This window comes from Nostoc sp. DedQUE02 (assembly GCF_034531035.1).
In the GTDB taxonomy this organism is placed as follows: Bacteria; Cyanobacteriota; Cyanobacteriia; order Cyanobacteriales; family Nostocaceae; genus Nostoc.
In genome coordinates, this window is sequence record NZ_JAVRBY020000063.1 from 1 (window position 1) to 14,406 (window position 14,406).

11 protein-coding genes are annotated in these 14,406 nt (G+C 43.8%); 8 read left to right on the forward strand and 3 right to left on the reverse strand.

The genetic code is table 11. The features are described from left to right. Positions 1–267: 267 nt before the first annotated feature. Entirely contained in the window at positions 268–468 is a 201-nt protein-coding gene (locus tag RMX98_RS29930; RefSeq protein ID WP_322677774.1) for a hypothetical protein, read from the forward strand. A gap of 367 nt (positions 469–835) precedes the next feature. Here RMX98_RS29930 and RMX98_RS29935 read toward each other — a convergent pair whose 3' ends face one another. Then, on the reverse strand, positions 836–1,660 hold the full coding sequence (locus RMX98_RS29935; protein WP_322677773.1) for a pentapeptide repeat-containing protein: 825 nt from the start codon (positions 1,658–1,660) through the stop codon (positions 836–838). A 114-nt stretch (positions 1,661–1,774) separates the two neighbouring features. Between RMX98_RS29935 and RMX98_RS29940 the strand changes: the two genes are divergently transcribed. The 4 genes from RMX98_RS29940 to RMX98_RS29955 all read left to right on the forward strand — a co-directional run bounded on the left by RMX98_RS29940 (position 1,775) and on the right by RMX98_RS29955 (position 5,888). After that, entirely contained in the window at positions 1,775–2,350 is a 576-nt protein-coding gene (locus RMX98_RS29940; protein WP_322677772.1) for a phycobiliprotein lyase, read from the forward strand. Positions 2,351–2,713: 363 nt separating this feature from the next. Continuing rightward, entirely contained in the window at positions 2,714–3,448 is a 735-nt protein-coding gene (locus tag RMX98_RS29945) for a 15,16-dihydrobiliverdin:ferredoxin oxidoreductase (protein ID WP_322677771.1), read from the forward strand. Between the two features lie 98 nt (positions 3,449–3,546). Next, positions 3,547–4,314, forward strand: a complete 768-nt coding sequence (locus RMX98_RS29950) for a phycoerythrobilin:ferredoxin oxidoreductase (protein WP_322677770.1) — start codon at positions 3,547–3,549, stop codon at positions 4,312–4,314. A 335-nt stretch (positions 4,315–4,649) separates the two neighbouring features. Further along, a complete protein-coding gene (locus tag RMX98_RS29955; protein WP_322677769.1) occupies positions 4,650–5,888 on the forward strand; it encodes a M20 family metallopeptidase in 1,239 nt (412 codons plus the stop codon). A gap of 424 nt (positions 5,889–6,312) precedes the next feature. Here RMX98_RS29955 and RMX98_RS29960 read toward each other — a convergent pair whose 3' ends face one another. Both RMX98_RS29960 and RMX98_RS29965 read right to left on the reverse strand, forming a co-directional pair. After that, positions 6,313–7,929 carry a HAMP domain-containing sensor histidine kinase gene (locus RMX98_RS29960; RefSeq protein WP_322677768.1) on the reverse strand — a complete coding sequence of 539 codons (1,617 nt, stop codon included), beginning with the start codon at positions 7,927–7,929 and terminating at the stop codon, positions 6,313–6,315. A 269-nt stretch (positions 7,930–8,198) separates the two neighbouring features. Continuing rightward, on the reverse strand, positions 8,199–9,911 hold the full coding sequence (locus RMX98_RS29965; protein WP_322677767.1) for an ATP-binding protein: 1,713 nt from the start codon (positions 9,909–9,911) through the stop codon (positions 8,199–8,201). A gap of 221 nt (positions 9,912–10,132) precedes the next feature. Here RMX98_RS29965 and RMX98_RS29970 point away from each other — a divergent pair, with 221 nt between their 5' ends. The 3 genes from RMX98_RS29970 (at position 10,133) to RMX98_RS29980 (ending at position 14,301) form a co-directional block, all read left to right on the forward strand. Then, on the forward strand, positions 10,133–10,951 hold the full coding sequence (locus RMX98_RS29970) for an SDR family oxidoreductase (protein WP_322677766.1): 819 nt from the start codon (positions 10,133–10,135) through the stop codon (positions 10,949–10,951). A gap of 423 nt (positions 10,952–11,374) precedes the next feature. Further along, a complete protein-coding gene (dnaK, locus tag RMX98_RS29975) occupies positions 11,375–13,285 on the forward strand; it encodes a molecular chaperone DnaK (protein ID WP_322677765.1) in 1,911 nt (636 codons plus the stop codon). 365 nt (positions 13,286–13,650) lie between these two features. Then, positions 13,651–14,301, forward strand: a complete 651-nt coding sequence (locus tag RMX98_RS29980; protein WP_322677764.1) for an acetoacetate decarboxylase family protein — start codon at positions 13,651–13,653, stop codon at positions 14,299–14,301. Positions 14,302–14,406: the final 105 nt, after the last annotated feature.

A 14,406-nucleotide genomic window follows, 5' to 3' on the forward strand; every position in this document is an offset into this window, starting at 1 on the left:
TTAGAGCGAGTCCGCGTACTCCTTCGGAGAAGCAAGCTACGCGTAGCGTCTCGCAGAGAGCGTCGGCAGAAGGCAGGTGGTCACTGAGCGTAGCCGAAGTGGGGCAGTTTTCTTCCTGCTTTCCTTGATAAACTTGTTTGAGTAATAGCGGGTAATTTGGTGGACATGAGATAATCCGTTATTTTACCTTAAATTTGACAAAAATATCCGGTTAATCTGCCAAAATCTGGAAGAAAAGATCAACTTTTTCGAGATGAGGAGGCATTTGTGACTGATATACAAACTGGTCAAATGACTTGGCGACTACCAGGTTCCTCAGAATGCGCCTTACATTTGCGACATAATGCTTCAGAACCTTGGCGATCGTATAAAGAATTTCCACAATATGTTCTACCCGATCCGCCCGGTTTTTCTGAAGGATACGCTACATTTTTAGCGCTCCTGAAAAAGAACTGGCAGCCTTTATAAAGAGTGCTGAGTTGCTACTGAGTATTGAGTGTCCAATATGTGCGCTGATATCACTCTCGGCTAATAACTTGAAACTCAGCACCCTCTAAATACTCAGGCGTTGCAGAACGGTGGGATGAATTGAGACAAGCAGGGGAAGCAGGTGGTCACTGAATCTCGACTTCTCTACGAGACGCTACGCGAACGCTCGATTTCCGCGTAGCCGAAGTGGGGCAGGGGGCAGATGGTCACTGAATCTTGACTTCTCTACGAGACGCTACGCGAACGCTCGATTTCCGCGTAGCCGAAATGAGCCGAAGTGGGGCAGGGGAGGTTTAGAAGTTGTCAAATCATCCCGCTTTCTCTGCAATGCCTATACTCATTTTAGTTAAGCATTTAAACTCTCACGAGTTGTAGTGCGGGTGTAGGCGTTCCAAGCGTCAAGTTCTGAATATGGACGGCTGGCAAGCATAGCTTTAGTTGCTTCTGTGAGTCCTTGGGCAAGAGTAAAATCTGCTCCAGCGATACTTTGAAGATGCTCCATCTCTGCATCACTGAGATCAGTGGCTCGCAGGTCTGTATCCCGCAAATCGGCTCCAGTTAATCGAGCATTCCGCAAGCAAGCTCCTGTTAAATAAGCTTTTGTTAGGTCAGCCCCACTCAAAGCTGCACCTTGCAAATTAGCTCCTGTCAAATCAGCGCCACTCAAGTAGGCTCCACGCAGATTAGCACCTTGTAAATCTGCATCTCGTAAAGAAGCTGTATTCAGAAAAGCACCATTGAGATTAGCACCCGGCCCTACCGCTCCAGAAGCTTTGTAGTTATATTCTTGTGGCCATTTTGTTTGTGAATCATAACGTGCTACCTGGAGTTTAGTTCCCTCCAAATTTGCGCCACTGAGATTTGCTTGTTGGAGATCAGCACGGTTTAAATAAGCTCCCTGCAAATTAGCTCCACTTAAATCGGCTCCTCGCAGATTAGCGCCTCGCAAATCAGCCCCACTCAAATCGGCATTACTCAAAACCAAGCCACTGAGATCGGCTCCTAATAGCTTGGCTTTACCCAAGTTAGCTTGTCGTAAATCGACCTCTTTGAGATTAAATTCGTACAAATCTACTGAATCTAAGGGGATTCCGGCTTTGAGGGCTGTTAAGATTTCTAGAGTTGGGCTGGGGCGATCGCTTGTAATAAGTTGAATTTCACTATTTGTCATCAGCTGATTAAAATATCACTTTTGGAGTTATTCTACACTTTAGCTAAATCGGGACTTCATCTCATTAGTCAGTATTAATAAGCCCAAAATTTGATAAACGAGGTTTTAAAACAGATGCATATAATACCGCCTTTGACAATGATCGACTTCTTCCTTAAAAGTGAGGGAACATGGTTTACAGAACGCTCCGTTCATCATTTTGACTCGGCGGCAGATGAGTCAGGGGAGTCGAATTTGATTATTAAAGTTATGGCAAAAGATGATCCCAAAGTCCAAGAAGTTTGTAAAGCCCAAGGGATAGACCCAACTAAAGCAACAGGCGGTGCTAGCTTTGCATGGCAGGCTAACTTAGATACCAGGCTACCGAATAGCGATAATGCTGCCATTTTGGTTGATGTTCCCGACGAAACGAGGCGTTCTGGAAAACTAATCCGCAACCAAGGCTATGTTGAGAGCATTCCGGTTGTGAGCCGATATCGGTTTGCCGATGATGGAGTGCTGACCATTGATACAGACTATGACAATAATCAAGGTCAGGAACGTTGTTGGTTTGTTACGGATGATTTTCGTGTCCGGGTTAGTACAGTAAGAATGATGAACGGAGTCAATTTGATGACTTATTGTTCTGAGCGTCGCTGTATTTCCCAAGAAGTCTTGCAGCAAATGATCAGTCGGAATCATGCTAGGTAGGCAATAGGCAATGGGAAATAGGCAATAGGCAATGGGCAATGGGCAATATTACTAAACCCGCATTTCTCACAAGCTTGAGGGGATATTGGGCAGAGGGGCGGAGGGGCAGAGGGGCAGAAGGGCAGAGGGGATTGAACTTGGCACATTGAACTCTCCTCTGCTCCCCTGCTCCCCTGCTCCCCTGCTCCCCTGCTCCCCTGCTCAAGCGCAGGCTTATTCGAGATATGGTGATAAATCCGGGAAAACTCATGCCAATGCCCAATTCCCAATGCCCCATTAAGGAATGTTGCTTTGTTCCTCATAAATGAGACGTGCATGATTGCCATAACTTATTTTCATGCAAGGGTTAACAAATCATGTTCCATGTATAAACCTTTCCTGGAATTTTTAGAAAAAGAGCTATTTCATCGGTTTGATTTACAAAGCAGGGTCATTCCTCCTGGTTTGGAATTCAAAATTAGCGATCGCGGCAGAAACCCAGCAACCATTCGCAGTTGGTGTTACCAATCTCAAGAGTTGCGGAAAATTCGCTATACCTATATTGATGCTGGGGAAAGCGCTCAAATTTTTAACAGCGTGATTTATCCCAGTCATCACTACGATTTACCTCTGTTAGGAATTGATTTTTTATCCTTTGGTAAAGTCAAAAACCTGATTGTGCTTGATTTCCAGCCTTTATTTCAGGATGAAGATTATCAAAAAAAATATATAGTTCCCCTAAAATCTCTCCATGATAAATACCCGGATTTGGCGCAAAACTTAGAAATGAAGTTTTACGATGCCAACCAGTATTTTTCTAAATACCTATTGTTTGCCAAAACCGACCCTGAAACAGTGGCAACGCGAGTCTTTGAAGCTTTTCAGGATTATTTAAACTTGTATTGGCAAATGTTAGCAAATGCCCAACCGCTCCAAGACCCTGAAGATATCCAGCGAATTGTCAAAGCCCAAAAAGACTATGATCAATATAGTGCAGACCGCGATCCAGCATCTGGTTTGTTTAGCAGTTACTTTGGTCATGAATGGGCAGAGCGCTTTCTCCATGAATTCTTATTTGAAGATGCTGTTCCCCTAGCAGTTAGTGGTAGCAAAAGATAACCATCGTTGGGCACTTGTACTGAGCGACTTGCCCTGAGCGCAGTCGTTGGCGCAGCCTCTCGTAGAGAAGGGAGCCGAAGTATGGGGCATTGGGGATTATGAATTTGGAGCGAAGCGACGTGACACTGTATCAGCCATTTCTCGATTATGCGATCGCCTACATGCGATCGCGCTTGGATTTACAACCCTATCCTATCCCCACTGGATTTGAATCTAAGAGTGCTGTTGTGGGCAAGGGAAAGAATCAAGAAGAGGTTGTCACCACCAGTTATGCTTTTCAAACTGCAAAATTGCGGCAAATTCGCGCAGCTCACGTACAGGGTGGCAATTCGCTGCAAGTGTTGAATTTTGTGATTTTCCCGCGCCTCAATTACGATTTACCCTTTTTTGGCGCAGATTTGGTGACATTACCAGGAGGACATCTAATTGCTTTGGATATGCAGCCCCTATTTCGCGATGATCCAGCATATCAGGCAAAATATACTGAACCAATTCTGCCGATTTTCCACACTCATCAACAGCATCTATCTTGGGGAGGAGATTTTCCTGAAGAAGCACGCCCCTTTTTCTCTCCCGCTTTTTTATGGACTCGTCCCCAAGAAACTGCTGTCGTAGAAACTCAGGTGTTTGCCGCTTTCAAAGACTATTTGAAAGCTTATCTAGATTTCGTAGAACAATCAGAAGCTGTAACAGATTCTCAAAATTTAGTAGCCATTGAGCAAGCCCAACTGCGATACCTGCGATATCGGGCTGAAAAAGACCCAGCGCGAGGAATGTTTAAACGCTTCTATGGTGCGGAATGGACTGAAGAGTATATCCACGGCTTTTTATTTGACCTAGAGAGAAAATTAACAGCTATTAACTAGAGGCTTTTTGAGAGCGATCAGTGCTGATACCATTTTGCAATTATATGTAGTATTTCTTCCCCTGCCTCCCCTGCTTCCCCTGCTCAAGAACAGGCTGTCAAAACTAATATTTTTGAACGCAACTTGGTATGAGTACCTCGTTACTGAAGACTCATTCAAGTCACGTTAAACTAGGAAAATAATCTAAGTTATACCAATTCAAAAAATCTTTGCGACATGATACGCTGACGCGCACCTTCCCCAATGGCTTGGGAAGTGTTGGCAAGTATTATTTATATGTATTGCATTCTTTTTCAAATTGGTATTAGCTGTACTTAAACTAGTTTATCTTCATAATGGTTTCCACCTTTCCCAATCCCGCTTCTGTTGACCTATCTCGCATCCGACTTTCAATCCGCTCATTGCAACCGCAATTAATAGAGTGGCGGCGGCGATTGCATCAACAACCAGAGTTGGGTTTTCAAGAAAAACTAACGGCTGAGTTTGTATCACAAAAGCTGCAAGAATGGGGAATTGATCATAAAACTGGCATTGCTCACACTGGCATTGTTGCCACCATCAAAGGTAAAGGGCAAGATTCAGAAACAATCCAAAATCCAAAAGTTTTAGCGATTCGTGCGGATATGGATGCTTTGCCAATTCAAGAACTCAACGAAGTTCCGTACAAATCGCAGCATGATGGAGTGATGCACGCTTGTGGACATGATGGACATACAGCGATCGCTTTAGGTACAGCTTATTATCTCCAGCAGCATCGCCAAGACTTCTCCGGTACGGTGAAAATTATCTTTCAGCCAGCAGAAGAATCACCAGGAGGTGCAAAGCCGATGATTGAAGCTGGAGTCCTGAAAAATCCTGATGTTGACGCGATTATTGGTTTGCACTTGTGGAATAATTTACCTTTGGGTACAGTAGGTGTGCGTGCTGGAGCCTTAATGGCGGCTGTAGAATCCTTTAACTGCACAATTTTGGGTAAAGGTGGACACGGCGCACTACCCCATCAAACTGTTGACTCCGTTGTTGTTGCTGCCCAAATCGTAACTGCTTTGCAAACCATTGTTGCTCGAAATGTTAATCCCATTGATTCAGCAGTAGTGACAGTGGGCGAACTTCATGCGGGAACCAAGCATAATGTGATTGCTGATACAGCTAGAATGAGCGCTACTGTCAGGTATTTTAATCCTAGTTTGAAAGGCTTTTTCAACCAGCGTGTCGAGCAGATTATTGCTGGAATTTGTCAGAGTCATGGTGCAAATTATGACTTAGAATACTGGCCACTTTATCCACCAGTAATTAATGATATGAAAATAGCAGAACTGGTGCGAACTGTGGCAGAAGAAGTGGTAGAAACTCCTATAGGTATTGTGCCAGAATGCCAAACTATGGCTGCTGAAGACATGTCATTTTTCTTAGAAGAGGTTCCTGGTTGTTATTTCTTCCTGGGTTCTGCTAACCCAGCGAAAGACTTAGCATATCCCCATCATCATCCCCGGTTTGATTTTGACGAAACCGCCTTAGCAATGGGTGTAGAAATATTTATTAGATGCGTGGAAAAGTACTTTGTTGCAACTTAATAAGTAGAAGGACTAAATTAAACCTAACTCGATCTGGCCGGGTTTCGACTGCGCGGAAGTTGAATCTCGACTCACAACGACAAGCTCAGTGCAAGTCGCTCGATTACCGCGTAGCGATGCACTGAGCGTAGTCGTTGTGTCGAAACTCAACCCTCAAGGAATAACCTTACCGAGCATTGAGCGAAGTCGAAATGCGTCTTCTAAATAATTGTGTCCACCTACTTATCAAGTTCGGCTAATTAGTTACACAAACCACATCTGTGCAAAAATCGGAAAACTTTCTTTTCCCCAGCAAGAACTGCGGTTTTAATGATACAGCAGATTTCAAGGAAAGTGAGGTACACAAACTCGTCTCTGTTACCCAGGTATAAAGCGTGTTTTACTCCTGAATACAGAATTCAGAATTCTGAATTCTGTATAATGTCTAATTCCTGACTACTGGTTTTTGTTTATTACTAACCTCTAAAGGCAAGAAAATCGTCAAAACTTCTCCGTAATGTGGACGCTGACGTACAATCAGTTTGCCACCGATCGCCTGAAACAAATGCTTGGTTGCGGCCATATTCAAACTAATCGTACCTGTTTCTGGTTGGAACATCAGCAATTGACCAAGAGCTTTGCGAATTGGTGGCGTTGCAGGTATGGCCGCTTTATTGGAATCTTTGCACCCAAATTGAGGCGATAATTGTAACTTTAGTTGATCTCCAGCCGGAATAACTTGTACTTGAATGTGGCTACCAGCAGGTAAGCTGCGAGTGAAATTCTCGATCAAACCAGTGAGTACCCGATCTAGCATCATAGGATTGCTCACCACTGTTGGTAGTTGCTGGGGTAAAACAACATTTAAAGTTAAATTCCGCCGATGCGCTGCTTGTTCCCAACGGGGAATACTTTGCTCCAACACTTGATCCAAAGACATCGGCGTAAGTTGAGTTTTTGAGGATTTTGCTGAGGCAGTAGTTTCCAGTTCTGCTGCTTTAAAGAGCAATTCCATACGGTCAATTTGTTCGGTACACTCGTGATCGATAACTTTTAAGCGATTGATCACACTAGCATCTAAGTCTCGCCGCTTCAATAGCAGACGAGTCATGGTGCGAATAGTTGTTAAAGGTGTGCGGACTTCGTGAGCAAAGGCTTGGAGCAATTCTACATCAGGATTTGGGGATTGCGGATTGGGCATCGCTTCGGCTTTGCTCAGGGCAAGTGGACATTGAGCATTGGGGAAAACTTTTCTTCCCTGCTCCCCTGCTCCTCTGCTCCCCCGGTTACTGAGCGGCTTGCCCTGAGCAAAGCCGTTGGCGCAGCCTCTCGTAGAGAAGGGAGTCGAAGTATGCTCCCCTGCTTCTTCCCCAGTCCCTAGTAAACAGTCTTTAGTTTCTTCTGGTTCTGTTAATTTTTGAAGCAACAACTGGCTAAACTGAATCATGATGCGGTAGTCTGGTGCTACCGGGGAATACTGTTCTACTAATGCGTCTAAGCGGGCAAAAAATTCTGGATTAGCCAGCATTACCCTTGCTCCTAGCGATCGCCAAGCCTGCTGCACTACTTCTGGTTCAAAAGAAAATGCAAAGGTTTTTTTACCGTTTTTGTGGCTTGCTAAAACTAGTACTAATCTAAATTTATCTGTAAAAACTAAGCAAAACTGTTCTGCACCCAGGGGATCGGCGGGTAGTAAGGGAAGTACCGATTCGTGGGGAGCAATTTCTTCATTGACAGCCGCATTAGCATAGTCCACTTCAGGCATCGCACCTGGCATCTGAAATGGCATCAACGCCAAAGGATTAAATGGTTTTGCTGTAAAAGTTACTGTTTGTAAACATTGAGTCAGTTTTGGCTGACTAAATAAGGGTGCTGGTGCAGCTAAAACTAATCCTTGGGTTGTGTCAACTGAACTAGCTGCTAAAGTATTTAATAGCAAATGTTCTGTCGCTGCGAGGCTGACACGCCACTGCTGCTCTGCTTTAGCAGGTGAACATTCTGCCACACTTGATTGATTTTCAGCCAAGATTTCGCTCAGGCTTGGCAATATCCATTTGTACACAGGCTTTCACCCCTTAATTCAAGAGCGACTAACAGCGTCTAGGGTAGACATTTCACTACTACCTAAGAGGTTATAGCTATTTGTGTACTGACAACAGTCGTAGAACCGAACAATTCGGGCGCAATTTCCCCTATAACTGCGATGTCTACGATGGTCACTGAGCTTTGTCGTTCGCGCACTTGTACTGAGCGAAGCCGAAGTAGCGTCTCGTAGAGAAGTGCGGGCTATTCGGCACGCAGTTAGGGGTTGAAAAATACTTGCGCTGACTTTTACCGATAGCTATGGCGATCGCAAATTAATGATTGTGCTGATTTTGCTGCTCGAATCGGGATTGTAATTATAAACTCTGCACCTTGTCCCGGTGATGAAATACATTGCAAAGATCCACCATGTTTGTCAGTAACAATCTGGTAACTTATTGATAATCCCATACCAGTCCCTTTACCAACTGGTTTCGTAGTGAAAAAAGGATCAAATAAACGCGACTGGATTTTTTCTGGAATTCCCACCCCATTATCAGCAATCCGAATAATCACATTTTCATTTACCTGTTCACAAGAAATGCGAATCAAGGGATTTGGACAAAGTTCTTTTGGGAAACAATCTTCTAAAGCATCGATTGCATTTGCCAAGAGGTTCATAAATACCTGATTCATTTGTCCTGCAAAACACGGAATTTGAGGTATTTCACCATATTCTTTCACCACTTTAATCTCAGGGCGATTATTTTGGGGCTTGAGTCGGTGTTGTAAAATTAACAGGGTACTGTCGATTCCTTCATGGAGATCAGCCGTTTTAAACTCAGCTTCATCCAAACGAGAGAAAATTCGCAGACTGAGAACAATTTCTCGGATGCGTTTAGCCCCCATCTTCATTGAGGTTAACATCTTAGGCAAATCTTCTGTTAGGTACTCAATATCTGCTTCTTCGCTAGCATTTTTAATTTCTGGCTCTGGGTTAGGATAATAATTTTGATAAAGCTTAATTAATAGCAGCAACTGTTGAGTATAATCATCAGTGTGTTGGAGGTTGCCGTAGATAAAATTAACCGGATTGTTGATTTCATGAGCAACTCCCGCCACTAGTTGACCCAGACTCGACATTTTTTCCGATTGAACTAATTGGATTTGGGTTCTTTTCAAGTCTTTCAAAGCTTGCTGAAGTTCGGCTTCTGCCTGTAGGCGCTCGGTAATTTTGTCTTGTAATTGTTCGTTAGCATTGACCAACTCATTTCTAGAATATTGGAGATCGTCTGCCATTTTGTTGAACGAGGTAGCTAACTCTCTAATCTCATAGGGGGAGTGAATATTAACTCTGGTATCCAGTTTTCCTTCAGCCAGATTCATCACAGCTTGCTGGAGTTGTTTAATCGGTTTGGAAATCCTTAGGGAAAGCAGATAACCTCCTGCTAAGGCAAATATGCCACATCCCAAACTGATGACAGAGGTAACAACAATATTTTTATAGGCTGTTGCTAATGCTGCCTTATAAAGTGGTGTATATTCCAAAATTACTGCACCAATTGTTTCACCATTTCTAGTCTTAAAAGCAACAGCAATCAATTGAATCCCATTTGGGTATTCAGGACTGGCCTCAATGTAGGTTCTTGGTATCCCATCTTGAATAGTTTTACCAACTTCATTATTGCGATCGTGATCTAATCGCGTACCGATATCTTCTGTAATTACATCTGCCAGAATGATTTTATTACGGTCTACAATCTCCAGATCGCGCTGACGTTGCTTGTGTAGCGATTGAACGTGCTCTTGCAAATGAGCTAACATTTTATCTGGCGATCGCATTTGGTGCTGTTCAAGCTCATGACTGACGAAATATCCCAATAGCCCAGCAACTTCTTCGGCCTCTTGTTGAGCAAGATACTTAGCTATCTTCAATTGTTGATGAGCACTAATCGCACCAACAATTCCTGAGAGAGTAGCCATTCCGAGAATACCCAAAATTAATTTTTGACTAATTTTCATTCCTTACCCAAAACCTCAAGTGCTGGCTACTGTGTTAATTAATTTCTGGGGAGTTTGCCCTTTTCCTAAAATTCCCACATGTGTGCCGGAAAGCTACAGAGTCCGCAACCATTAGCCAAATCTTTAACCTGAGTCTATTTTGGCGATGTCGTTAGGTGTAGCTCGTCATGGCGATCGCATTTTTTGAGTAGATTAACAATAGACCATCTCAAAGGCAATTTATGACTTCTTTTAATTCAGTTGAAGATTTGGTACTAGTTGCTGGTGCGACTGGTGGAGTCGGGCAACTAGTAGTAGGCAAGTTACTAGAAAAGGGTTTGAAAGTTCGCGTTCTGACACGCAATGCCGCAAAAGCCGAAGAAATGTTTAACCACAGAGTAGAAATTGCCGTTGGTGACATCCGCCAGCCAGCTACACTGCCAGCCGCAACCCAAAATGTCACCCACATCATAAATTGCACCGGAACCACTGCCTTCCCCTCTGCGCGATGGGAGTTTGAGCAATCCCCAAACTTGATTGAATGGGGAATTATTTTCCTTAACCCTAAATCTAGTGAAGCAAAAGCGAAGAATAGTCCGGCAAAGGTCGATGCCCAAGGTGTGAGCAACCTAGTAGCAGCAGCACCCCAGAATTTGAAGCGGTTCGTTTTCGTCTCTTCTTGCGGAATTGAACGTAAAAATCAGTTTCCTTTTAGTGTTCTTAATGCTTTTGGCGTGTTGGATGCCAAACAGAAGGGCGAAGAGTCCATTCTCAACTCAGGATTACCCTACACCATTATCCGTCCAGGACGCTTGATTGACGGGCCATATACTTCATACGACCTCAACACCCTCCTGAAGGCAAAAACTGGAGGTAAATACGGAGTGGTAGTAGGCACTGGAGATACACTTTCGGGTGATACCAGCCGGATTGATGTAGCAAACGCTTGTGTAGAATGCCTTTTACACCCAAGTAGTTCCAGGAAAATTTTTGAAATAGTCAACCAGGGACAAAGACCGCCTGCAATTAACTGGGAAACTCTTTTCTCTGGACTTAAGTAAGTGCTGAGTTTTAGTGCGGGCTACCCCTACGCACCCTTTAATTTTGTTCTATTCTCAGTACTTTTGTAACTTATTACCTCTAAAGGCGGCAAACACGACTCTACCGTTACGGTTCACCCTAATTACTGAAAGTATTAATTCCCATACATTAGACAGAGTGAAGGCAATAAATCCATGAAATAACTAAAAAAACTGTTTAGTTAGTTTAACCGTCCTAAGCAAGGTTCGGGAAACCACCCTTCATGGACTGGCTAACACTAAGCTTCAGTATATATATCAGCATATCTGGAGTTTTAACCCCAGAAAAGCCAAAACAAAGGTATCCATGCTGAACTGGCTGATTTATTGACCCTGTTGGTTCAAATTTTAGTCCTTTATTATTCTCATTCATTCATTTGTAGTTATACGGAGCCAGCACCTAAAATGGCAAAAGTAGTTGGAATTGACTTAGGAACAACGAACTCCTGCGTGGCAGTAATGGAAGGTGGTAAACCCACAGTAATTGCTAATGCTGAAGGTTTTCGGACAACGCCATCAGTAGTCGCATTTGCGAAAAATGGCGACACCTTGGTTGGACAAATCGCCAAACGCCAAGCGGTGATGAACCCCGAAAATACGTTTTACTCAGTCAAACGCTTTATCGGTCGCCGCTACGATGAAGTTGGTAACGAAGCTACGGAAGTTTCTTACAAAGTCCTCAGCAGTAACGGCAATGTCAAATTAGATTGTCCGATAGCTGGTAAACCGTTTGCTCCTGAAGAAATTTCTGCAAAAGTTCTTCGCAAACTAGTTGAAGATGCCAGCAAATACCTTGGTGAAACTGTTACCCAAGCTGTAATCACCGTTCCCGCATACTTCAACGACTCGCAACGCCAAGCGACAAAAGACGCTGGTAAAATTGCCGGGATTGAAGTTCTGCGGATTATCAACGAGCCGACAGCTGCATCTCTGGCTTATGGATTTGACAAGAAGAGTAACGAAACCATTCTCGTATTTGACCTTGGTGGTGGTACCTTCGACGTATCCGTGCTGGAAGTAGGAGATGGAGTTTTTGAAGTACTAGCCACATCTGGGGATACCCACCTTGGTGGTGACGACTTCGATAAAAAGATAGTTGACTTCTTAGCTGAGAAGTTCAAGAAAGCCGAAGGCATTGACCTACGGAAAGACAAACAAGCTTTACAACGTCTGACTGAAGCCGCAGAAAAAGCCAAAATTGAGCTTTCTAGCGTTAGCCAAGCAGAAATCAACCTACCATTTATCACCGCAACTCAGGATGGGCCCAAGCACCTGGATACAACCCTGACTCGCGCTCAGTTTGAAGAACTTTGCTCTGACTTAATCGACCGTTGCCGTATCCCTGTGGAAAACGCCCTCCGGGATGCCAAGTTAACCAAAGGCGATATTGATGAAGTGGTCTTAGTTGGTGGTTCTACCCGGATTCCCGCAGTCCAACAGATTGTGAAGCAGGTATTGGGTAAAGACCCCAACCAAAGCGTTAACCCTGATGAAGTCGTAGCAGTTGGTGCAGCTATTCAAGCTGGGGTACTGGCTGGTGATGTAACTGGCATCTTGCTGTTAGACGTGACACCGCTATCTTTGGGTGTGGAAACATTGGGCGGCGTGATGACCAAAATTATCCCCCGCAACACTACAATTCCCACCAAGAAATCGGAAGTCTTCTCCACTGCTGTGGATGGACAAACGAATGTAGAAATTCACGTCCTCCAAGGTGAACGCGAATTCTCTAACGATAACAAGAGTTTGGGAACCTTCCGGTTGGATGGTATTCCTCCTGCACCACGTGGCGTTCCTCAAATTGAAGTGGTCTTCGATATTGACGCTAACGGTATTCTTAACGTCACCGCTAAGGATAAAGGCACTGGTAAAGAACAGTCCATCAGCATCACCGGCGCTTCCACTCTGGATAAAAATGATGTTGACCGGATGGTAAGAGAAGCTGAACAAAACGCTTCATCTGACAAAGAGCGGCGTGAGAAGATTGAACGCAAGAACCAAGCCGATTCTTTAGCATACCAAGCTGAAAAGCAGTTACAAGAATTGGGCGATAAAGTTCCCTCTGCTGATAAGACCAAGGTCGAAGGTTTAGTGAAAGAACTGCGGGAAGCAGTTGCTAAAGAGGACGATGAGCAAATCAAGAAGCTCACTCCAGAATTACAACAAGCGTTATTTGCCGTTGGTAGCAATATCTATCAACAAGCTGGTGGTGGTGCTGCACCAGGTGCAGAACCTCAAGATGGCGATGGCGGTTCCACATCTAGCTCTGGTAGTGGCGACGATGTGATTGACGCTGATTTTACAGAGAGCAAATAATTTCCTTACTTCTTTTGGGAAGATTAGTTAGTCTCACCCCATATTACCCACTCAGGCAAATGCCTGGGTGGGGATTTTTTTTTAAGAGTTAGGAGTTAATAATTATATAAAGTCTGGTTAATCCCTGATGCCACAATACGGTTCCAATACTGCTCAGGTTTTGGATTTTAAACTGGAATTTGGTTTTGGGAAAAGGTTAAAGGGTAAAGGTTAAAGGTTTTTTCTTTCCCCTTTTCCCGTTAACCGACAAGTATTGAATACGGTTCAGTTAAGGCTGAAACTTTTTATCAATTGCCGTAGGCTACCACAGAGGCGCAGAGAACACCGAGAGAAGAAAGAAATGTTTAACTGAACTGGATTCTTTTATGACATATCCACAAGCACCTTGGACACTTCAAGGCTACGGTATCCAAATTCTGCATTTGGTAAATATTGACCAAGTGCGCCCTTTGATTCCCTTAGAGTTAGAAATTATTTCTGTATGGCCTGGTAAAACCCTCGGTAGCGTGTATTTATCTCATTACGGGTCAGGCTCAGTACTGGAGTATAGTGAGTTAATTGTTGTCCCAGCTTTGGTTAATTACCAAAGTAAATTCGGCCCTTGGATTTCCCACATTTATGTAGATAATCCTGATTCGGTCGCTGGTGGTCGAGAAATTTGGGGACTACCAAAGGAACTAGCTGAGTTTACTTGGGAACAAGGAAAGTATGTTACTGTGCATCAGGAAAACCGGAAGTTGTGTAGTCTTAAGTATAATCAACAAAGCTTGGCATGGAGGCAGCCCTTAAGTATCTCTAGTTTCAGCGCTAAGGGTACTGATTTGCTAATATTCTCTGCTGAATTTGAGTCTCTGTTGGGTTTGATTGGTTCTAAGTTAGAAATCCCCGTCGAAAGTCCTTTTTCTGGAATCGGTTTAGATCGTCCTTGGTTAACTGTGCGTTGTGAGCAGTTGAGTGTGCGGATTGATGCACCAAAAGTGGTAGCTCAATCAAGTTTAGATTTTCGGCGTTGCTGATTCCATGTATGAAAACGATTTTGCATAATACCAAAATCCTTGTAGAGACGTAGCACTGCTACGTCTCTACATCTAGATTCATACTTCAATTCAGCAACGCCAGAT

Bases quoted from the DNA above. Each gene is read 5' to 3' on its own strand.
- RMX98_RS29935 (WP_322677773.1), bottom strand. From the start codon at position 1,660: ATGACAAATAGTGAAATTCAACTTATTACAAGCGATCGCCCCAGCCCA.
- RMX98_RS29940 (WP_322677772.1), top strand. From the start codon at position 1,775: ATGCATATAATACCGCCTTTGACAATGATCGACTTCTTCCTTAAAAGT.
- RMX98_RS29945 (WP_322677771.1), top strand. From the start codon at position 2,714: ATGTATAAACCTTTCCTGGAATTTTTAGAAAAAGAGCTATTTCATCGG.
- RMX98_RS29950 (WP_322677770.1), top strand. From the start codon at position 3,547: ATGAATTTGGAGCGAAGCGACGTGACACTGTATCAGCCATTTCTCGAT.
- RMX98_RS29955 (WP_322677769.1), top strand. From the start codon at position 4,650: ATGGTTTCCACCTTTCCCAATCCCGCTTCTGTTGACCTATCTCGCATC.
- RMX98_RS29965 (WP_322677767.1), bottom strand. From the start codon at position 9,911: ATGAAAATTAGTCAAAAATTAATTTTGGGTATTCTCGGAATGGCTACT.
- RMX98_RS29970 (WP_322677766.1), top strand. From the start codon at position 10,133: ATGACTTCTTTTAATTCAGTTGAAGATTTGGTACTAGTTGCTGGTGCG.
- dnaK (WP_322677765.1), top strand. From the start codon at position 11,375: ATGGCAAAAGTAGTTGGAATTGACTTAGGAACAACGAACTCCTGCGTG.
- RMX98_RS29980 (WP_322677764.1), top strand. From the start codon at position 13,651: ATGACATATCCACAAGCACCTTGGACACTTCAAGGCTACGGTATCCAA.